The 21,072-nt window shown below is 73.3% G+C and carries 17 protein-coding genes; 16 read left to right on the forward strand and 1 reads right to left on the reverse strand.

Going from position 1 to position 21,072, the window contains the following annotated elements; translation table 11 throughout:
• Positions 1 to 58 precede the first annotated feature (58 nt).
• From A6A06_RS13445 to A6A06_RS13505, 13 genes are all read left to right on the forward strand, one after another.
• A complete protein-coding gene (locus A6A06_RS13445) occupies positions 59 to 1,867 on the forward strand; it encodes a CYTH and CHAD domain-containing protein (RefSeq protein ID WP_073761436.1) in 1,809 nt (602 codons plus the stop codon).
• A 157-nt stretch (positions 1,868 to 2,024) separates the two neighbouring features.
• Complete coding sequence (locus tag A6A06_RS13450; RefSeq protein ID WP_073761437.1) at positions 2,025 to 3,950, forward strand: TIGR03960 family B12-binding radical SAM protein; 1,926 nt, start codon at positions 2,025 to 2,027, stop codon at positions 3,948 to 3,950.
• A gap of 107 nt (positions 3,951 to 4,057) precedes the next feature.
• Positions 4,058 to 5,272, forward strand: a complete 1,215-nt coding sequence (locus tag A6A06_RS13455) for a hypothetical protein (protein WP_242440715.1) — start codon at positions 4,058 to 4,060, stop codon at positions 5,270 to 5,272.
• Positions 5,273 to 5,350: 78 nt separating this feature from the next.
• Entirely contained in the window at positions 5,351 to 6,094 is a 744-nt protein-coding gene (locus tag A6A06_RS13460; protein ID WP_073761438.1) for a TIGR03936 family radical SAM-associated protein, read from the forward strand.
• Positions 6,095 to 6,343: 249 nt separating this feature from the next.
• Positions 6,344 to 10,360, forward strand: coding sequence for an Rne/Rng family ribonuclease (locus A6A06_RS13465; protein WP_073761439.1), 4,017 nt, complete (start codon positions 6,344 to 6,346; stop codon positions 10,358 to 10,360).
• Between the two features lie 228 nt (positions 10,361 to 10,588).
• Positions 10,589 to 10,909, forward strand: a complete 321-nt coding sequence (rplU, locus tag A6A06_RS13470) for a 50S ribosomal protein L21 (protein WP_073761440.1) — start codon at positions 10,589 to 10,591, stop codon at positions 10,907 to 10,909.
• Positions 10,910 to 10,923: 14 nt separating this feature from the next.
• Positions 10,924 to 11,181: a 50S ribosomal protein L27 gene (gene rpmA / locus A6A06_RS13475; protein ID WP_030020524.1), complete on the forward strand. Its 258-nt coding sequence runs from the start codon at positions 10,924 to 10,926 to the stop codon at positions 11,179 to 11,181.
• Between the two features lie 142 nt (positions 11,182 to 11,323).
• Positions 11,324 to 12,760: a GTPase ObgE gene (gene obgE, locus A6A06_RS13480; RefSeq protein WP_073761441.1), complete on the forward strand. Its 1,437-nt coding sequence runs from the start codon at positions 11,324 to 11,326 to the stop codon at positions 12,758 to 12,760.
• A 277-nt stretch (positions 12,761 to 13,037) separates the two neighbouring features.
• Positions 13,038 to 14,156 (forward strand): glutamate 5-kinase, encoded by a 1,119-nt coding sequence (gene proB / locus A6A06_RS13485; protein ID WP_443333741.1) that lies wholly within the window; start codon positions 13,038 to 13,040, stop codon positions 14,154 to 14,156.
• Positions 14,157 to 14,514: 358 nt separating this feature from the next.
• Positions 14,515 to 15,012, forward strand: coding sequence for a hypothetical protein (locus A6A06_RS13490; RefSeq protein WP_073761443.1), 498 nt, complete (start codon positions 14,515 to 14,517; stop codon positions 15,010 to 15,012).
• A 115-nt stretch (positions 15,013 to 15,127) separates the two neighbouring features.
• Complete coding sequence (locus A6A06_RS13495; RefSeq protein WP_073761444.1) at positions 15,128 to 16,396, forward strand: glutamate-5-semialdehyde dehydrogenase; 1,269 nt, start codon at positions 15,128 to 15,130, stop codon at positions 16,394 to 16,396.
• Between the two features lie 294 nt (positions 16,397 to 16,690).
• Positions 16,691 to 17,332 carry an SCO2584 family spore wall biosynthesis protein gene (locus A6A06_RS13500; protein ID WP_073761445.1) on the forward strand — a complete coding sequence of 214 codons (642 nt, stop codon included), beginning with the start codon at positions 16,691 to 16,693 and terminating at the stop codon, positions 17,330 to 17,332.
• A 136-nt stretch (positions 17,333 to 17,468) separates the two neighbouring features.
• Complete coding sequence (locus A6A06_RS13505; RefSeq protein ID WP_073761446.1) at positions 17,469 to 18,569, forward strand: SCO2583 family membrane protein; 1,101 nt, start codon at positions 17,469 to 17,471, stop codon at positions 18,567 to 18,569.
• On the opposite strand, the gene A6A06_RS13510 is transcribed toward A6A06_RS13505, so the two are convergent.
• Complete coding sequence (locus A6A06_RS13510) at positions 18,532 to 19,704, reverse strand: M48 family metallopeptidase (RefSeq protein ID WP_073761447.1); 1,173 nt, start codon at positions 19,702 to 19,704, stop codon at positions 18,532 to 18,534. The two genes, A6A06_RS13505 and A6A06_RS13510, sit on opposite strands and share 38 nt — an antisense overlap.
• A 140-nt stretch (positions 19,705 to 19,844) precedes the next feature.
• On the opposite strand from A6A06_RS13510, the gene A6A06_RS41635 reads away from it, so the two are divergent.
• From A6A06_RS41635 to nadD, 3 genes are all read left to right on the forward strand, one after another.
• Positions 19,845 to 20,012, forward strand: coding sequence for a hypothetical protein (locus A6A06_RS41635; protein ID WP_199930854.1), 168 nt, complete (start codon positions 19,845 to 19,847; stop codon positions 20,010 to 20,012).
• Between the two features lie 168 nt (positions 20,013 to 20,180).
• Positions 20,181 to 20,342 (forward strand): hypothetical protein, encoded by a 162-nt coding sequence (locus A6A06_RS41640; protein ID WP_199930855.1) that lies wholly within the window; start codon positions 20,181 to 20,183, stop codon positions 20,340 to 20,342.
• Positions 20,343 to 20,394: 52 nt separating this feature from the next.
• Positions 20,395 to 21,024 (forward strand): nicotinate-nucleotide adenylyltransferase, encoded by a 630-nt coding sequence (gene nadD / locus A6A06_RS13515; protein WP_073761448.1) that lies wholly within the window; start codon positions 20,395 to 20,397, stop codon positions 21,022 to 21,024.
• Positions 21,025 to 21,072: the final 48 nt, after the last annotated feature.

Consider the following 21,072-nt stretch of genomic DNA (forward strand, 5'->3'; position numbering starts at 1 on the left):
CGCCGGAACGTCCGGTCGGGGACTGCCTCAGCGGCTCACACGCGGCTAGATTCGATCCATGGCGGACACCGTGCGGGAGATCGAGCGGAAGTACGAGGCCGACGACAGCACCGAACTGCCCGACCTGACCGGCGTCGCCGGGGTCGAGGCCATCGCGGAACAGGGCACGGTCGTCCTTTCCGCCACCTATTACGACACCTCCGACCAGCGGCTCGCCGCCGACGGCATCACCCTGCGGCGGCGCACCGGCGGCGGTGACGCGGGCTGGCACCTGAAACTCCCGGTCGCCCCCGGCGTCCGGGACGAGGTGCGGATGCCGCTGGCCGACCGGCTGCCGCGGAAGCTGGCGGCGCTGGTGCGCTCGCGGGTGCGCGGCGCACACCTGGCGCCGGTCGCGCATCTGCGCACCCGGCGCACGCTGCGGGTGCTGGAGGACGCGCGGGGGGAGCCGCTCGCCGAGGTGGCGGTCGACGAGGTGGTGGCGCACCGGGTGGACGGCGCGGGCCCGTACGAGGCCGAAGCGACGTGTGCCGCGGATGTGGCAGACGGGGCGAATGCGGTGGACGGGACGGACGCGGCGGATGGGACGGAGGGCGGGGCGCAGGGCAGTGCTCGGGAGCAGGCGCCGCCGGGCCGGGTGACGGTCGGCGTCCGCTGGCGCGAGATCGAGGTGGAGCTGGTGGGGGAGGGGACCCCCGGGCTCCTGGACGCCGTGGAGGAGGTCCTCGCGGCCGCCGGGGTGCGGCCCGCGAGCTCGGAATCCAAGCTGGCCCGCGCGCTGGCCGAGACGGCGCCGGACGGCACGGCGGAGCGGTCGAAGCAGCCGAAGCCGTCGAAGCAGCCAAAGCAGTCCAAGCAGCCAGAACAGCCGAAGCGAACGAAGAAGCCGAACAAGCCGACGAAGCCGGTGAAGTCCCGCAAGGCCCGGGACGCCAAGGGCATGAAGCGCGGCAAGTCCTCCGGAGAGGCCGCGGCCGACCCCGGTACCGCCGGTGACGCCGTCCTCGCGTACGTCCGTGAGCAGGTGCGCACCCTCGTCGAACTGGACCCGGCCGTCCGCCGTGACGTACCCGACTCGGTGCACCAGATGCGCGTCGCCACCCGCCGTCTGCGCAGCGCCTTTCGTTCGTACGGGGCGCTGCTGGACCGGTCCGTCACCGACCCGGTCAGCGACGAACTGAAGTGGCTGGCGGGCGAGTTGGGAGTGGACCGGGACCGGGAGGTGCTGGCGGAGCGGCTGCGCGCCGCGCTGGCGGACCTGCCGCGGGAGCTGCGGCTGGGGCCGGTGGCCGCGCGCCTGCGCCTGTGGTCGCAGCGCCGCCGCCTCGGCTCCCGGCAGGCGCTGCTCGCGGTCCTGGACGGGGCGCGGCATCTGGCGCTGCTGGAGCGCCTGCACGCGCTTCTGGCGGACCCGCCGCTGCGCGCGGCCGCGGCCCGCCCGCCGGCGCGGGCGATGGTCAAGGCCGTACTCAAGGACTACCGGCGGCTCGACGGCCGGATGGCGGCCGCGCTGGGGGCGTCGCCCGGTGCGGACCGGGACGAGGCGCTGCACGCGGCCCGCAAGGCGGCCAAGCGGGTGCGGTACGCGGCGGAGGCGGCGACGCCTGCGCTGGGCCGCCCGGCGAAGAAGTTCGCCAAGCGCATGAAGCGCGTGCAGCAGCTGCTCGGCGACCACCAGGACAGCGTGGTGGCCCGCGAGGCGCTGCGCGATCTCGTCGTACAGGCGCACGGTGCGGGAGAGGGCGGGTTCAGTTTCGGACTGCTGTACGGGCGGGAGGAAGCGGCGGCGGCCGCCCGGGAGCGGGAGCTGCCCGCGGTGTGGCGGAAGGCGTCGAAGGCGGGACACCGCAGGAAACTGCGCGGGTGACGCGCCGCGCGTGCGGCGGCCCGGCGCCGCCGCACGCGCCGTGACCCACCGTCCGCGGGTCGTCACCCCTTGCCCATCAGGGTGGTGCCCGTCAACAGGGCCTCGCTCCCGGGGTACGCTGGATGGTCACCCCTGCCAGCTCACGAAAGACGCCGCGATGCCTGTCGAGACGGTCTTCCCGCGCCTGGAAGCGCTTCTCCCGCATGTCCAGAAGCCCATCCAGTACGTCGGTGGAGAGCTCAACTCCACCGTCAAAGACTGGGATTCCTGCGATGTGCGCTGGTCGCTCATGTACCCGGACGCCTACGAGGTCGGGCTGCCCAACCAGGGCGTCATGATCCTTTACGAGGTCCTCAACGAGCGTGAGGGTGTGCTGGCCGAGCGCACCTACAGCGTGTGGCCGGACCTCGAAGCCCTGATGCGCGAGCACCAGGTGCCGCAGTTCACGGTCGACGCGCACCGCCCGGTCGGCGCCTTCGACGTACTCGGCGTCTCCTTCTCCACCGAGCTGGGCTACACCAACCTGCTCACCGCCCTGGACCTCTCGGGCATCCCGATCGAGGCCAAGGACCGTACGGAGGACCACCCGCTGATCCTCGCGGGCGGCCACGCGGCGTTCAATCCGGAGCCGGTCGCCGACTTCCTGGACTGCGCGGTGGTCGGCGACGGCGAGCAGGCCGTGCTGGAGATCACCGACATCATCCGCGCCTGGAAGGCCGAGGGCCGTCCGGGCGGGCGCGACGAGCTGCTGTTCCGCCTCGCGCGGACCGGCAGCGTGTACGTCCCCAAGTTCTACGACGTGGAGTACCTGGCCGACGGGCGCATCTCGCGCGTCGTGCCGAACCGCTCCGGCGTCCCGTGGCGGGTGTCCAAGCACACCGTCATGGACCTGGACGAGTGGCCCTACCCCAAGCAGCCGCTCGTCCCGCTGGCCGAGACCGTCCACGAACGGATGTCGGTCGAAATCTTCCGTGGCTGCACCCGCGGCTGCCGTTTCTGCCAGGCAGGCATGATCACGCGCCCCGTGCGGGAGCGAAGCATCACCGGCATCGGCGAGATGGTGGACAAGGGCCTGAAGGCCACGGGATTCGAGGAGGTCGGCCTGCTGTCGCTGTCCTCCGCGGACCACACCGAGATCGGCGAAGTCGCCAAGGGCCTCGCCGACCGGTACGAGGAAGACAAGATCGGCCTGTCGCTGCCGTCGACCCGGGTCGACGCCTTCAATGTCGATCTTGCCAACGAGCTGACGCGCAACGGCCGTCGCTCGGGACTGACCTTCGCGCCCGAGGGCGGCAGCGAGCGGATGCGCAAGGTCATCAACAAGATGGTCTCGGAAGAGGACCTGATCCGTACGGTCGCCACGGCCTACGGCAACGGCTGGCGGCAGGTGAAGCTGTACTTCATGTGCGGCCTGCCCACCGAGACCGACGAGGACGTGCTCCAGATCGGCGACATGGCGGTCAACGTCATCGCCAAGGGCCGCCAGGTCGCCAACTCCAACGACATCCGCTGCACGGTCTCCATCGGCGGCTTCGTGCCCAAGCCGCACACGCCCTTCCAGTGGGCGCCGCAGCTCTCCGCCGAGGAGACCGACGCGCGCCTGGAGAAGCTGCGCGACAAGATCCGCGGCGACAAGAAGTACGGCCGCTCCATCGGCTTCCGCTACCACGACGGCAAGCCCGGCATCGTCGAGGGCCTGCTCTCGCGCGGTGACCGCCGCGTCGGCTCGGTCATCCGCGCCGTCTACGAGGGCGGCGGCCGCTTCGACGGCTGGCGCGAGCACTTCTCGTACGACCGCTGGATGAAGGCCGCCGAGGAGACGCTGCCCGCCTACGGTGTGGACGTCGCCTGGTACACCACCCGCGAGCGCACCTACGAAGAGGTCCTGCCCTGGGACCACCTGGACTCCGGCCTGGACAAGGACTGGCTCTGGGAGGACTGGCAGGACGCCCTCGACGAGACCGAGGTCGAGGACTGCCGCTGGACCCCGTGCTTCGACTGCGGCGTGTGCCCGCAGATGGACACCGAGATCCAGATCGGCCCGACGGGCAAGAAGCTGCTGCCGCTGTCCGTCGTCAAGTAAGAGACCGTTCCGGTACGTGCCCCGGCCCGGCCCCGCAGAGATGCGGCGGCCGGGCCGCGGCATGTGTACGACCGTGCCCATATCGGGTGCGAGGGGGAGAAAGCCGCATGGAGCCCGTCGGGCCTTCACTGTCCAAGGAGCCGGACCGCGGCCGGGGGGACGGCAGTCACCCGGTACCTGAGCGCTACGAGCCGGGCGAGGGCTGTCTGACGCGGCTGGTCCGGCTGCCGGTGCGCATCGTTGTGCTGGTGCTCGTGGTGCCGGTGCGCATGGTGTGGGACGTCCTCGCCGTCTGCGGGCGCGCCCTGCACCGCGGTGTGCTGCGCCCGGTGGGACGCGGTCTCGCCTGGCTGGGGCACGTTCTGCTCGTTGCGCCGCTGACCTGGGTGTACCGCTGGATCCTCACACCGGTGGGGCACGGCATCGCCTGGACCGTGCGGGCCTTCGGCGCGGCGCTGGCCTGGCTGGCCAAGGCGCTCTTCTACTGGCCGTGGGCCGCCCTGTGGCGGTACGTCCTGGTACCGGTCGGTGTGGGTATCGGCGTGGCCGTGGCCTGGCTGGTCCACCACCTGATCGTGAGGCCGGCGCTCTGGTGCCACCGCCGGGTCCTCACACCGGTCGGGCACGCCGTCCGGTGGCTCGCCGACGGGTTCGCCCGGCTGGTGCGCGCACTGGGTGCGGGGCTGGGCACGGGACTGGCCTGGCTGGGCCGTCACCTGATCGTGCTCCCCGCCCGGTGGTTCCACCGGCACGTGCTGACGCCCGTCGGGCACGGCATCGCCTGGGCGGCGCGCGGCATCGCGGCCGCCGTCGCCGCGCTCGTACGGTGGACGGTCGTCGCCCCGGCCGTCGCGGTGTGGCGGTACGTCCTGGCTCCCGTGGGCCGGGCGGTCGGCACCGCCGTGACCGTCGTCGTACGCGAGACCGGCGCCGCGTTCGCGCACTGCTGGCGGGTGGCCGGGTACGTCTCCCGGGCCGTCGGCCGGTTCCTCGGCACACTCCTGCGGTGGATCCTCGTCGAGCCGTTCCGCTGGACCTACCGCGCGGTCCTCACCCCGGTGGGCCACGCCGTACGGGACGGCCTGTGGCGCCCGGTGCGGCGCGCGGCAGGGGAGGCGGGCCGGTCCGTGCGCCGCGCGCTGACCGCCGCCCGGCAGTCCGCCCGGCAGACCCGCGCCGAGATCCGGCGGGCCCTGTTCGGGGCGCCGGGGCGGCCGGAGCGCGCGGCGGTGCCGGAGCCCCGGCGGGAACCGTCGGTACCGGAGGCACGTACTCTAGGTAAGAAGCCCGGGCGCGACGTGTCCCCGCCTCCGCGGGGGTGACGTCCGGTAGCGCCCTCACACCAAGGAGAAGTAACACTGGGCAAGCGACAGCCCGAAGGCCCGCCGCCCGCACCGGCGGTGCAGCGCATCCGACTGCGCTACACCAAGCGCGGCCGCCTCCGGTTCACCAGCCACCGCGACTTCCAGCGCGCTTTCGAGCGGGCGCTGCGCCGCGCCGAGGTCCCCATGGCCTATTCGGCGGGCTTCACCCCGCACCCCAAGGTGTCGTACGCCAACGCCGCGCCGACCGGTACGGGCAGCGAGGCCGAGTATCTGGAGATCCAGCTCGCCGAGCGCCGCGATCCGGCAACGCTCCGGGAGCTGCTGAACGAGTCGCTGCCGGCCGGTCTGGACGTCACCGACGCGGTGGAGGCCCGTACCTCCGGCCTCGCCGACCGGCTCCAGGCGTCGGTGTGGGAGCTGCGGCTCGACGGCGTCGAGCACGCCGCGGCGGCACACGCCGCCGAGACGTTCCTCGCCGCCGAAGAAGTGCAGGTCGAACGCCGTACGAAGAACGGCATGCGGACCTTCGACGCGCGGGCCGCGGTCGCCCGTCTCGAAGCCGTCGCCCCCGAGGGCGATAGGCCGGACGGCAAAGCCTGTGCGATACTGCGGCTGGTTGTTCGGCATTTGACACCTGCCGTACGACCCGACGACGTCCTGTCCGGCCTCCGAGCTACGGCCGACCTGGCGCCGCCGGTCCCCGCAGCGGTGACCAGGCTGGCGCAGGGGCTGCTCGATGAGGAGACCGGCGCGGTGACCGACCCGCTCGCGCCCGACCGCGACGCTGCCGAGGCCGGCACAACAACGGCCGCCGGCTGAGTGCCGCGAGGCGCCGGACGGTCCTGCACAAGGACCGCCGTCGTCGCGTCGCCGATCAACCAGGGAGCCACCCCGGTCCGGCAGACGCACTGACCAGCAGACTTTCGCCGGTCCCCGACCTACGGGCCCGGCGAGCGAGACGACAGCTCCCGTGCGGCGCCCGCGCCCCGGAGGGCGGCACCGCGTCACACGCGGGCCGCGTCCGGAACCAGGCGTGGCGCCCGGGAGCGTGACGGGAGAACCGCCCGCATGCTCGAACCCATTGAGCCCAACGAACCCAGCGGCCCTTCGGAGCAGTCCTCCGAGGGCAGCACCCCCAGCGACACGCTGCCGCCGCGCCGTCGCCGCCGCGCCGCCTCCCGGCCGGCCGGCCCGCCCTCCGGGGCGGCGAAGGCCACCGCGCAGACTGCGGTGACCACGGCCGACACCGCCGAGAACTCCGGCAGCGCGGCCGCGAGTGCCGCGCAGGACGACACCTCCACGGTCGTCTCCGGCGACGACGCCAAACCGGCGCGTACGCGCCGCCGTGCCACCCGTAAGGCCGCCGCCCCCACGGGCTCCCCGCAGGCGGACGAGGCCGCGCGGACCACCCCCGCGGCACCGGCCGCCGCCGCGCCGCAGGAGACGCAGCCCGCTGCCGAGGACGAGGCGCCGAGCGCCCGCCCCCGCCGCCGCGCCACCCGCCGTGCTTCCGCACCGGCCGGCTCACCGGCCGCCGAGGCACCCGCCGCCGCGCCGCAGGCCGCCGACGAGGCCCCCGCGCCCGCCGCGGAGCAGCCCGCGGCCCCGGAGCAGCCCGCCGCGTCCGACGACGCCAAGCCCGCCCGTACGCGGCGCCGTGCCACCCGTAAGGCCGCCGCCCCCGCGGGCTCCCCGCAGGCCGCCGCCGAGCAGCCGGGCGCGGACGCCCCGGCGCAGGCCGAGGCCGAGGAGACCGACGAGACCGCGGAGGCACCCGCCGCCGAGGCGCCCGCCGAGGACACCAAGCCCGCCCGTACGCGCCGCCGTGCCACCCGTAAGGCCGCCGCTCCCGCGGGCTCCCCGCAGGCGGGCGACGCCAAGGACGGCACCCGCACCGCCGCGTCCGGCTCCGAGGCCGCCGAGCAGACCGGCGACGCGTCCGGCTCCGCCGACGCGCCGCGCCGCCGGCCGCGCCGCCGCTCCGAGCGCCAGGCCGAGGCTCCGCAGCAGGAGCAGTCCGCCGCCGAGCAGCGGCGCGCCGAGGCCGAGGCCGCGCCGGAGGAGCCCGCCCGCGGGTCCCGCCGCCGTGACCGGCGCCCGCCGACGGCCGTGTTCCAGGCGCCGGTCTTCACCGAGCCGATGTTCCAGACCCCGGAGACCGCCGCTGCCGCCGCGGCCGCCGCGGCGGAGCAGCCCGCCGAAGAGCCCGCCGCCGAGCAGGACGAGCAGCCCGCGGCCGGCAGCCGCCGCCGTCGCCGCCGGGGCGCCGCCGAGCCCGAGCAGCAGCCCGCCGCCGAGCAGGCGTCCGCCCCGAAGGCCGAGAAGGCCGAAAGGGCGGAGAAGGCCGAGAAGGCCGAAAAGGTCGAGAAGGCCGTGAAGGCCGAGAAGATCCAGTCCGTCCAGGACGTGCAGGACTCGCAGGACGACGACGAGGACGACACCGACGACGAGCGCGGTGACGCCGCGCAGGGCGACGACGAGTCGGGCGACCGCCCCTCCCGCCGCCGCCGTCGCGGTGGCCGCCGCCGCCGTCGCGGTGAGGCCGCCGACGGCAGCGACGAGCAGCCCGGCGAGGGCCGGCAGTCCGACGCCGGGCAGCCCGCCGCCGAAGAGGAGCATGCCGAGCAGGCCGCGCCCGCGGAGGACGATGACGACGACCAGCAGGGCGGCGGCTCCAGCAGCAGCCGTCGGCGCCGTCGCCGCCGCCGTCGCAGCGGCGACCTCGGCGACGGGGACGCCGGCCAGCAGGGCGGCGACGACCCGGAGCGCACGGTCGTCAAGGTCCGCGAGCCGCGCAAGAAGGACGAGCCGTCCGACGAGGTCCAGTCCATCAAGGGCTCGACGCGTCTGGAGGCCAAGAAGCAGCGCCGCCGCGAGGGCCGCGAGCAGGGCCGCCGCCGGGTGCCGATCATCACCGAGGCGGAGTTCCTGGCGCGCCGTGAGGCCGTCGAGCGCGTGATGGTCGTCCGCCAGAGCGGCGAGCGCACCCAGATCGGCGTCCTGGAGGACGACGTGCTCGTCGAGCACTTCGTCAACAAGGAGCAGTCGACGTCGTACGTCGGCAACGTCTACCTCGGCAAGGTGCAGAACGTCCTGCCGTCGATGGAGGCCGCCTTCGTCGACATCGGCAAGGGCCGCAACGCCGTGCTGTACGCGGGCGAGGTCAACTTCGAGGCGCTCGGCATGGCCAACGGGCCGCGCCGCATCGAGACCGCGCTGAAGTCCGGCCAGTCCGTGCTGGTGCAGGTCACCAAGGACCCGATCGGCCACAAGGGCGCCCGCCTGACCAGCCAGGTCTCGCTGCCCGGCCGCTACCTGGTCTATGTGCCCGAGGGCTCGATGACCGGCATCAGCCGCAAGCTGCCGGACACCGAGCGGGCGCGCCTGAAGCAGATCCTGAAGAAGATCGTTCCCGAGGACGCGGGCGTCATCGTCCGTACCGCCGCGGAGGGCGCCAGCGAGGACGAGCTGCGCCGCGACGTGGAGCGCCTCCAGGCGCAGTGGGAGGACATCCAGAAGAAGGCCAAGGCGGGCTCCACCAGCTCGCCGAGCCTGCTGTACGGCGAGCCGGACATGACCGTCCGGGTCGTCCGCGACATCTTCAACGAGGACTTCTCCAAGGTCATCGTCAGCGGTGACGAGGCGTGGGAGACCATCCACGGCTACGTCTCGCACGTCGCGCCGGACCTCGCCGACCGCCTCCAGAAGTGGACCTCGGACGTCGACGTCTTCGCGACGTACCGCATCGACGAGCAGCTGATGAAGGCGCTGGACCGCAAGGTCTGGCTGCCCTCCGGCGGCTCGCTGGTGATCGACAAGACCGAGGCCATGGTCGTCATCGACGTCAACACCGGGAAGTTCACCGGTCAGGGCGGCAACCTCGAAGAGACCGTGACCAGGAACAACCTGGAGGCGGCCGAGGAGATCGTGCGCCAGCTGCGGCTGCGCGACCTGGGCGGCATCGTCGTCATCGACTTCATCGACATGGTGCTGGAGTCCAACCGGGACCTGGTGCTGCGGCGGATGCTGGAGTGCCTGGGCCGCGACCGTACGAAGCACCAGGTCGCCGAGGTCACCTCGCTGGGCCTGGTGCAGATGACCCGCAAGCGGGTCGGCCAGGGCCTGCTGGAGTCCTTCTCCGAGCCGTGCGTGCACTGCAACGGCCGCGGCGTCATCGTCCACATGGACCAGCCGTCCTCGGCCGGTGGCGGTGGTGGCGGCAAGCGCAAGAAGAAGGGCAAGTCCGGCGCCTCCGGCCAGGACCAGCAGCAGCACGACCAGCAGCACGACCACCAGCACCACGACGAGCACCAGGACGGAGAGGCCGCGCGCGCCGACGAGCACCCGGAGCTGGAGCCCGTCGCGGTGACCGAGGCGGAGCTGCAGCCCGCGGTGGCCGACACCGACGAGTGGTTCGGCAGTGCGGCCGAGGCCGAGGCGGCAGCCGGTGGCGTACGCGGCCGTGGCCGCCGTCGCGCCAGCCGCAAGGTGTCCGCACCGGCGGGCGCGCCCAAGGCGTACGAGGCCGCCGCGATCGTGGTGGAGTCCGAGCCCGCGCAGGCCCCGGCCCCCGAGCCGGAGCCCGTCGAGGCCCCGGCCGCGGCGGAGCCCGCGCCGGCCCGCCCGCGCCGCCGTGCGACCCGTAAGGCGTCCGCTCCCGCGGGTTCGCCCAAGGTGGCCGAGGAGGCTCCGGTGGCGGAAGCCGCCCCCGAGCCCGTAGCGGAACCGGTCGCCGAGGCGCCCGGAGACAGCGCGGCGCCCGCGGACGACGCCGTGAGCACGGACGGTGCCGCGGCCGCCGAGGTCACCGAGGAGGCGCCCGCCAAGAAGACCGCGGCGAAGAAGGCGGCCAAGAAGGCGCCCGCCAAGAAGACCGCTGCCAAGAAGACGGCCGCGGTCAAGAAGACGGCGGCGAAGAAGACCACCACGGCCAAGAAGGCCGCGGCGGAGAAGGCCCCGGCGAAGAAGGCCGCCACCAAGAAGGCGGCCACGAAGAAGACCACGGCGAAGAAGGCGGCGGCCAAGAAGACCGTCGCCGCCGAGCAGGCCCCGGCCTCGTCGGTGTCGGCTTCGACGGAGGACTGAACCGGCCGGACCGTGTCCCGGGCCGTACGCGGCCCGGGGCCGGTTTGACCCCCCGGTCAAGGCCCCGTAACCTTGGCCACCGGCGTCTGTAGTGCGCCACACCACTGAGCAAACACCTCCCGGTCCGCCGGGAGAGGCCGCTCGTCCACTCGGATTCCACGGGATCGTCATGAACCCGTGTGAGCGGCTGGCATCAGAGGTCCCGTTCCTAGCGAGAGAGAGTTCCGCGTGTACGCGATCGTGCGCACCGGCGGGCGGCAGCAGAAGGTTGCTGTCGGCGACGTCATCGAGGTAGACCGCATTTCCACCAGCAAGGTCGGCGAGTCCGTCGAGCTCTCCACGCTGCTGGTCGTCGATGGTGACTCGGTCACCAGCGACCCGTGGGTCCTGGCCGGCGTGAAGGTCCAGGCCGAGGTTGTCGACCACCACAAGGGCGACAAGATCCGGATCCAGAAGTACAAGAACAAGACCGGTTACAAGAAGCGGATCGGCCACCGCCAGCTGCACACGGCGCTGAAGATCACCGGCATCGACGCTCCGGCGAAGTAAGGGACTGAGGAGACATGGCACACAAGAAGGGCGCATCGTCCACTCGGAACGGTCGCGATTCCAATGCTCAGCGGCTCGGCGTGAAGCGCTTCGGCGGTCAGGCCGTCCTCGCCGGTGAGATCCTGGTCCGCCAGCGCGGCACCCACTTCCACCCGGGCACGGGCGTCGGCCGCGGCGGCGACGACACCCTGTTCGCCCTGGCCGAGGGTGCGGTGCAGTTCGGCACCCACCGTGGCCGCAAGGTCGTGAACATCGTCCCGATCGCTGAGTGACCCACCACATCAGCATCGAGCGATAGCTCAGCAGCACCATTCCGAGGGCGGACCGCCTCTCCCCGCAGTACGCGGGAAGGCCGGTCCGCCCTTGGCGTGTTAGTACAGAGACATTCCCGTCGTATCTGGAGGCATTCCCACCATGACCACCTTCGTGGACCGCGTCGAGCTGCATGTCGCCGCGGGTAACGGGGGCCACGGCGTGGCCTCCGTGATGCGCGAGAAGTTCAAGCCGCTCGGCGGCCCGGACGGCGGCAACGGCGGCCGCGGCGGCGACGTGACCCTGGTCGTCGACCAGGACGTCACCACGCTCCTGGAATACCACCACCACCCGCACCGCAAGGCCACCAACGGCCAGCCCGGCGCCGGCGACCACCGCGCCGGCAAGAACGGCCAGGACCTGGTCCTGCCGGTCCCGGACGGCACCGTCGTCCTGGACCGCGCGGGCAACGTGCTCGCCGACATGGTCGGCCAGGGCACCACCTTCGTCGCGGGCCAGGGCGGCCGCGGCGGCCTCGGCAACGCCGCGCTGGCCTCGGCCCGCCGCAAGGCCCCCGGCTTCGCGCTGCTCGGCGAGCCCGGCGAGGCCCGCGACATCGTGCTGGAGCTCAAGACCGTCGCGGACGTCGCGCTGGTCGGCTACCCCAGCGCCGGCAAGTCCTCGCTGATCTCGGTGCTCTCCGCCGCCAAGCCGAAGATCGCCGACTACCCCTTCACCACCCTGGTGCCCAACCTCGGCGTGGTCACCGCCGGTTCCACCGTCTACACCATCGCGGACGTCCCCGGCCTGATCCCCGGCGCCAGCCAGGGCAAGGGCCTGGGCCTGGAGTTCCTGCGGCACGTCGAGCGCTGCGAGGTGCTCGTGCACGTCCTGGACACCGCGACCCTGGAGTCCGACCGCGACCCGGTCTCCGACCTGGACATCATCGAGGCGGAGCTGGCGGAGTACGGCGGCCTGGACAACCGGCCGCGGGTGGTCGTCCTCAACAAGATCGACATCCCGGACGGCCAGGACCTCGCCGACATGATCCGCCCCGACCTGGAGGAGCGCGGCTACCGCGTCTTCGAGGTCTCGGCCGTCGCGCGCACCGGCCTCAAGGAGCTGTCGTACGCGCTGGCCGGCATCGTCGCCGAGGCCCGCGCCGCCAAGCCCGTACAGGAAGCCACCCGCATCGTCATCCGCCCGAAGGCCGTGGACGACGCGGGCTTCACCGTCACGCCGGAGGGCGAGGGCTTCTTCCGCGTCCGCGGCGAGAAGCCCGAGCGCTGGGTGCGCCAGACGGACTTCAACAACGACGAGGCCGTCGGCTACCTCGCCGACCGCCTCAACCGCCTCGGCGTCGAGGACCGGCTGCGCAAGGTCGGCGCACACGCCGGCGACGGCATCGCGATCGGCCCCGAGGACAACGCGGTCGTCTTCGACTGGGAGCCGATGATGGCGGCGGGCGCCGAGATGCTCGGCCGCCGCGGCGAGGACCACCGCATGGAGGCACCGCGCCCCGCCGCGGTGCGCCGCCGCGACCGCGACGCGGCGCGGGACGAGTCGGAGGACGAGTACCAGGACTTCCGTCCGTTCTAGCGGCCGCGCGGTGGGAGGCCCACCAGAGAAGGCCCACCGGCGCAGGGAAGGCCCCCGGGAATCCCCGGGGGCCTTCCCCGTACCGGCCGCACCGGCCGCACCGGCCGCACCGGCCGCACCGGGTGTCCCGTGGGAATCCGGCAGGCGCCCGCCGGTCCGCCTGCCGTAGATTGCGGTGGTACGGAAACACCCGTACGGAACCTCCCGTACGGGGAGCCGTCCCGTACGGAGCGCCGTCGCGTACGCGGCGGCGCACAGGCGAGCACAGGGGTAGGCAGTGGCAGGCGCAAGGCAGGACGTGACGGACGCCCGCAGGATCGTGGTCAAGGTCGGTTCGTCCTCGCTGACCACGGCGAGCGGCGGCCTGGACGCGGACCGGGTGGACGCACTGGTGGACGCGCTGGCCAAGCACCAGGACAAGGAGATCGTGCTGGTCTCCTCCGGCGCCATCGCGGCCGGCCTGGCGCCGCTGGGCCTGGACCGGCGCCCGCGCGACCTGGCCCGGCAGCAGGCCGCGGCCAGCGTCGGCCAGGGCCTGCTGGTCGCCCGGTACACCGCCTCCTTCGCGCGCTACGGCCGCCGCGTCGGCCAGGTCCTGCTGACCTCGGACGACACCAGCCGCCGCGTCCACTACCGCAACGCCTTCCGGACCCTGGACCAGCTGCTGGCCATGGGCGCCGTACCGATCGTCAACGAGAACGACACCGTCGCCACCGACGAGATCCGCTTCGGCGACAACGACCGGCTGGCCGCCCTGGTCGCCCACCTCGTACGGGCCGACCTGCTCGTGCTGCTCTCCGACGTGGACGGACTCTACGACGGCGACCCGAGCACCCCCGGCACCTCCCGGATAGGCGAGGTACGCGGCCCGGCCGACCTGGAGGGCATCTCGATCGGCAGCGCGGGCCGGGCCGGTGTCGGCACCGGCGGCATGGTCACCAAGGTCGAGGCGGCCCGGATCGCCGCCGCGGCCGGCATCCCGGTCGTCCTGACCTCCGCCGTGCACGCCGCCGACGCCCTGGCCGGCGGGCCCACCGGCACCCACTTCCTGCGCACCGGCCGCCGCTCCGCCGACCGCCTGCTGTGGCTCGCGCACGCCTCCACCCCGCGCGGCGCGCTGGTGCTCGACGACGGCGCCGTCCAGGCCGTGGTCGAGCGCCACTCCTCGCTGCTGCCGGCCGGTATTGCCGCCGCCGAAGGGGAGTTCAGCGCCGGGGACCCGGTCGAACTGCGGGACGCCACGGGCCGCGCCGTCGCCCGCGGCCTGGTCAACTTCGACGCGCGGGAGATCCCGCGGCTGATCGGCCGTTCCACCCGTGACCTCGCCCGCGAGCTGGGCCCCGCGTACGAACGCGAGGTCGTGCACCGGGACGACCTGGTCGTACTGCACCACTGACGGCCGTCACAACAGGGCACCAAGTGGCAGGGAAAGGCCCAAAGACCAGCCTTTCCACGGAGACCTTCTCGAAAATGCCCCCGCGACGGCCCGCGGGCTGGTCAACTTTGTTGCGGGGACGGCGTCAGGGGAGCGCCGTCCGCTGCGCGCGAGTGCGCGCCGTGTGACAGCAGTGCCGGACCACTGCCGAGGAACCGCCCGCGACCGGGGCCCGGAGCGGCGCGACCCGCGATGACCCGCGCGGCCCGCACGCGGCGGCGCATCCGGCGGCGGTCCGGTGCCGGCGCAGGACGACAGCACCGATCGGCTCCGCCCCCGTACGTACGAGCGGAGCGATACGCATAACAGGAGGCCGCCGGTGAGACGAGGGCGCTCAGGGGCGCTGCCCCGCGGGACGGCGGAGCGCACACTGACCAGCGTCGGGGCCGCCGGACCGGCCGGCGGTTCCGCGTCCGGGGACCGCGCGGGGCCGGGCCAGGCGGCGTCCGAGCGGCCGGGGACCGGGCGGCGCGAGGCGTCCCGGCTGTGGCACGTCACCCTCAGCGTCTCCGGGGCCGAGGCCCCGGTCCAGGAGGTCCGGCGGGCACTCGAACAGCTCGCCCACGACCACCCCTTCCTGCTGACCAGCCGCTACGCCAACGACCACGCCGAGATCCGCTACTGGGAAGAGGCCCGCGACCTGCACGACGCGGCGGCGGTCGCGCTGCGGCTGTGGGGCGAGCACCGCTCCTCCGCCGGGCTGCCGCCCTGGGAGATCGTGGGCCTGGAGGTCATCGACCGGGAGACGTACCACCAGCGCGTCGCCGAGGGGTACGGGCCGCCGCCCGCCTCGCCAGTGGGGGTGCACCCGTACTGACCCGGTCCGGCGGGCGGCCGGGCGCGGCCGTCCCGCCGGTGCGCGGCGGACCGTGACGTCTCGCCGACTGGAACACGGCCGGGCAGCGGTCCGCGGCCCGGCTAGGCTTTCCGCCATGACCAGCGAATCAGCGCACTCCTCATCCGTCACCGAGACCGCCCGGCGCGCCAAGGAAGCGGCGGCCGTCCTGGCGCCGCAGCCGCGCACCGCGCGCGACGGCGCGCTGCTCGCCATCGCCGACGCCCTGGTGGCCCGTACGGAGGAGATCGTCGCGGCCAACGCCGAGGACGTCGCCAAGGCACGCGCCGCGGGCACCGGCGAGTCCCTCGTGGACCGGCTGACCCTGACCCCCGAGCGGGTCACGGCGATGGCCGCCGACGTCCGCGACGTGGTGGCCCTGCCCGACCCGGTGGGCGAGGTGCTGCGCGGCTCCACGCTGCCCAACGGCCTCGACCTGCGGCAGGTCCGCGTCCCGCTGGGCGTGGTCGGGATCATCTACGAGGCGCGGCCGAACGTGACCGTGGACGCCGCCGCGCTGTGCCTGAAGGCGGGCAACGCGGTACTGCTGCGCGGCTCGTCGTCCGCCTACGCCTCGAACAGCGCGCTCGTGGAGGTGCTGCGGGACGCGGTGGCGAGCGTCGGACTGCCCGCCGACGCCGTCCAGCTGGTGCCCGGGGAGAGCCGGGACTCGGTGCGCGAGCTGATGCGGGCGCGCGGCCTGGTCGACGTGCTGATCCCGCGGGGCGGCGCCTCGCTGATCCGTACGGTCGTCGAGGAATCGACGGTGCCGGTGATCGAGACCGGCACCGGCAACTGCCATGTGTACGTGGACGAGCACGCCGACATCGACATGGCGCTGGACATCCTGATCAACTCCAAGGCGCAGCGGCCCAGTGTCTGCAACGCCGCCGAGACGGTCCTGGTGCACGCCGGTATCGCCGAGACGTTCCTGCCGCGGGCGCTGGAGGCGCTGACCCAGGCCGGAGTGATCGTGCACGGCGACACGGCGTGGCAGCAGGCCGGACCCGGCCTGGTCGCGCACGCCACGGACGAGGACTGGGCGGCCGAATACCTCTCGTACGACATCGCCGCGGCCGTCGTGCAGGACCTGGACGCCGCGGTGGCGCACATCCGCCGCTGGTCCTCCGGCCACACCGAGGCGATCGTCACCACCTCGCAGGCCGCGGCCCGCCGCTTCACCCAGCTCGTGGACTCCACGACGGTCGCGGTCAACGCGTCCACCCGCTTCACCGACGGCAGCCAGTTCGGGTTCGGCGCCGAGATCGGCATCTCGACGCAGAAGCTGCACGCCCGCGGGCCGATGGGCCTGCCGGAGCTGACCTCGACGAAGTACATCGTCACGGGCGACGGCCACACGCGCTGACGGGCGACGGCCATACGTGCTGATGGGGGCGGCCATACGCGCTGACGGTACGGCCGGGGGGCGCGCGGGGCGGCGGTAGGTAGTACGGGCGGGGGCGCGCGGGGCGGCGGTAGTACGGGCGGGGAGCGTGCCAGGCCGCGGCAGTACGGGCGGGGAGCGCGCCGGGCGGCGACGGTTCGGGTGGGGGCCGGACGAACGTCGGCAGCACGGCCGGGAGGCCGGGAGCGTGCCGGTCCGCGGCCGAATTCCCGTGCTATCCGCCCACGATCGGCCGCCCCGGGCTAGTCTGGAGAGGTGCCGGACGACGCGGGGGGCAAGCCGTTCCCGGACGGCGAAGGGCCCGACGAGCACGGTCAGCCGAGCCACGGGGAAGCGGACGAGGAGTTCGCCTCCGTGGTCCTCGACGAGGACTTCGTGCGGTCCGCGCGCTTCCACGAACCCACCGCGGTGGAGCGGATGCTGGCCGCGGCCCAGGCGCGCGCCGAGGCCGACGCCGCCCGCGGCCGCCCGGGGTACGGCGCCGATCCGGACGCCGAGGACCCCGCCGCCCCGGACGGCCGGCCCCGCACCACCGGCCGCCGCTACGGCCGCGGCGCCGCCAACGCCCCCGAGCAGGGCCAGGATCCGGACGCGTACGGCCCCCACGGACCGTACGGCCCGTACGGCGGCGCCCTCCGCCCGTACCGCGGCAGTGTCCGCTGGCACCGGCCGGTGGCGTGGGTGCTCGCCGTCCTCATGGGCATCGGCCTCGTCGCGCTCGCCTTCTCCGCGGTCTACCGCGGCGCGTCCGGCGGGCGCACGCAGAGTCCGACGCCCCCGCCCGCGACCAGCGGTGTGGACGGCGTACCGCCCGCCCGCTCCAGCATGCTGCCCTCGGCGTCCGCCTCGGCCGAGTCGACGCCGCCGCCCGCGTCGGCCACCCCGCGCGTACGCTGAACGGCCGCCGGGGCACCGGGCGGGCCCGGTGAGCGGCCCCGGCCGCCCCATGTGAGGGGCGCAGCTCCGAAAAATCCCCCGAACTTGTCCCGTACCAGGGCGTTTACCGATGGCTCCGCAGACCTACTCTTGTGGTATGGCCGGTGCTGGTGACCCTCCCGAAGGGACCCCCGAGGGCGCCGCGGGAGGCGGAGAGGACGAATACCGATCCGTCGTCTTCGACGAATCGTTCGTACGGGCTGCACGCCTTCAGGAGTACTCGGCAAGGGAGCGCATGGAGGACCACGCGCGGGCCGTACGCACCCGGCACGCCTGGGTACGGCTCGGCGGCGCCCGGCAGGCCGTGCTCCTCGCCGTGCTGATCGTCATCGCCTTCGGCACCGCGATCTACATGGGCATCCGCCACCCCTACCGGCCCCCCGACCCGGTGACGGCGGAGCCGCTGCGGTCCACGGTCGTACCGCTGGCGCCCACCGGCGCCGTGCCGGGCGGGAAACCGGCCGACCTCTTCGCGCGGAGCCCCGCGGCGCAGTACCGCCTCGGCGCGGCGGGCGTCAACCTGCCCACCGTCGCACGGACCGAGCACTTCTCCGACGGCCAGGTCGTCTCCGCCCTGACCCTCGTCAAGGACTACCTCGTGCGCTCCTCGATCGACCCGGCCACCCTGACGGGCGGGTCCATACGGCCGGTGGGGCTGCTGCTCACCCCCAGCCAGCTCGACCAGTTCGACCGGAGCCTGGCGCACCCGGCCGACGACGGACGGCACGCGGCCACCGGCTGGCTGCTGCGCTTCGCGCCGGGCCAGGTGGAGCTGGCCGACCCCAACGTACGGGTGAGCGGGACCCTTTCGGCCGCCGAGATCAGCGCGGACGCGCTGGAGGTGAGCGCCGACTTCACCTTCGCCTACGCGGTACGCCCGGCCGCCGCCGAGGGCACCGCGGAGCAACAGGCCTCCGCCGCCTCGCTGTTCACCGTCCGGCGCGAACTGCGCTTCCGCATCGGGCGCGACGATCTGGGCGACCACCGCCTGGAGGTGCTGCAGAGCACCCTCCAGGCGGGGCCGATGTCCTGCTCCGCCGACGCGTCGAGCGCACTGCGTCCGCTGTTCGCGGGGCAGCGGGCCGGGAGCGCGGGGCCGGCGGGCACCGACCCGTACGCCCGCGGCCGTCCCGGCACGGGGCTGTGCGGGAAGCTGGCGGCTACTTCCCAGCCGAGTCCGGCCCCTCCGTCCCGTTAGCGCCGCCCGAACCGCCCGAACCGCCCGAACCGTTTGCACCGCCGGAGCCGCCCGTACCGCCGGAGCCGCCGGAGCTGTCCGTACCGCCGGAACCGCCCGGCCGGGAGCCGCCGCGGAAGACCGTGTCCCGCAGCTTGCCGCCGAGGTCACCGGCGCCGCCGGCTATGTCGCGCACCAGGCCCATCAGCGGGTCCTTGCTCGTGCGCACCGACTCCGCGTAGTGCGCGGCGGACTCGCGGAAGGAGTCGGAGACCGAGGTGTCCTTGTCCTCGTCCCGGCGCGGGTAGTGGCCGTCCATGATGCGCTGGTAGTCGCGGCTGGCCGCCCACTTCTTCAGCTCGGCCGCCCGCACGGTGGTGAACGGGTGGCTGCGGGGGAGCATGTTCAGCACCTTCAGCACGGAGTCGCGCAGGTCGCCGCCGGCCTCGTACTCCTCGGCCTGCTTGAGGAACGCGTCCACGTTCATCTCGTGCAGGTGGTTGCCGCCGGCGAGCTTCATCAGGCCGCGCATGGACGCCTGAAGGTCCTGCCCGACCAGCAGTCCGGCGCGGTCCGCCGACAGCTCCGACTTGCGGAACCACTCGCGCAGCGCCGTCACGATCGCCATGATCGCGACGTTGCCCAGCGGAATCCAGGCGATCTTCAGCGCGAGGTTCGTCAGGAACAGCAGAATCGTGCGGTACACCGCGTGGCCGGACAGGGCGTGGCCGACCTCGTGGCCGATGACCGCGCGCATCTCCTCCTCGTCGAGCAGCTCGACCAGGCCCGTGGTCAGCACGATGATCGGCTCGTCCAGACCGATGCACATGGCGTTCGGCTGGGGGTCCTGATTCACGTACATCGGCGGGACCTTCTCCAGGTCCAGGATGTAACAGGCGTCCCGCAGCATGTCGTTGAGATGCGCGAACTGCTGGTCGCCGACGCGCACCGAGTCCGACAGGAACAGCAGCCGCAGGCTGCGCTCCGGCAACAGCCCGCTGAGCGTCTTGAAGACGGTGTCGAACCCGCTCAGCTTGCGCAGGGCCACGAGCGCGGAACGGTCCGCCGGGTGCTCGTAGGCGCGGGACGAGATCCCGGGGAACCGCCTGCGGTCCCGGCTCGGTACGCGCTCGCTGCCGCCTGGGCTCTCCGTCATTGGGGCCTCCCCCTGTTCGACTGCGTGTGATTCAGACTAGAGGACGCCACTGACAGCCATTTGGATGCCCAGGCGTACGCTGGCGAGCGCACCAGGGTCCGCAGATGCCCACATGCCCGTACAAAGGGAGCACTTCAGCCATGCCGAACACGAGCGTGCTGCTCGCCGCCGCCGCGGAGACCTCGAAGAACGACGGCCCGGGATGGATCCTGCGCACCGTTCTGATCGTCGGCGTCCTCGGGGCCGTGTTCCTCGCATGGGTCCTGCTGCACAATTACGGGAAGGACAACGACGACAACCGGGACTGATTCCGCCGCCTTCCCGGACGGCCGGCCCGCTCCCGGGCCCGCCACGGCCCCGGCGGACGGGCGTGCGAGCGCCCTCCTGGCGGAGTCGGCGTGAGACGCGGGTGAGCTCGCGCATACGATGTGGCGGAAGTCTCTGTCCGTCCCCATCCCGGATTGGTTCTGCCGACGATGAGCCTGCACACCACCGCACAGCACCTGGTCACCCTCGCCGAAGGCGGTCAAGAAGGGGGCGGGCACGAGAGCCTGAACCCCTTCGTCACGGGCGGCGGCGCCCTGATCGCCCTGCTCCTGCTGCTCTGGATCACCACCCGCTTCAACCGGGACCGCTGAAGCCGGGCACCGGGACCCCGGCACCGCGCAGCGCCCAGTAGGGTCTGCACGCATGGGAGAGCAGACAGGGCCCGTGAAGCGGCGGCTCGGAGTGATGGGCGGGACGTTCGACCCGATCCATCACGGACACCTGGTCGCCGCCAGCGAGGTGGCCAGCCAGTTCCATCTCGACGAGGTCATATTCGTGCCCACGGGGGAACCGTGGCAGAAGAGCCACAAGACGGTGTCACCGGCCGAGGACCGCTATCTGATGACGGTCATCGCGACCGCGTCCAACCCGCAGTTCTCCGTCAGCCGGATCGACATCGACCGCGGCGGCAAGACGTACACCATCGACACGCTGCGGGAGCTGCACGACCAGCACCGTGACGCGGACCTCTTCTTCATCACCGGCGCCGACGCGCTCGGCCAGATCCTGACCTGGCACGACGCGCCGGAGCTGTTCTCGCTAGCCCACTTCATCGGGGTGACCAGACCCGGGCACACACTCGCCGACCCCGGGCTCCCCGAAGGGGCGGTGTCCCTGGTCGAGGTGCCGGCCCTGGCCATCTCCTCGACCGGCTGCCGGGCGCGCGTCGCCCAGGGGGATCCGGTCTGGTACCTGGTGCCGGACGGTGTCGTGCGCTACATCGACAAGCGCGAGCTGTACCGCGAGGACCGGACCGGCCACGACGGCCGTTGACATCTGTTGCCGGCGGCTGCCGACGACGGCCGCCGACGGGGCTCACGG

Origin of the sequence: Streptomyces sp. CB02923, assembly GCF_001905005.1 — a bacterium.
Taxonomy (GTDB): Bacteria; Actinomycetota; Actinomycetes; order Streptomycetales; family Streptomycetaceae; genus Streptomyces.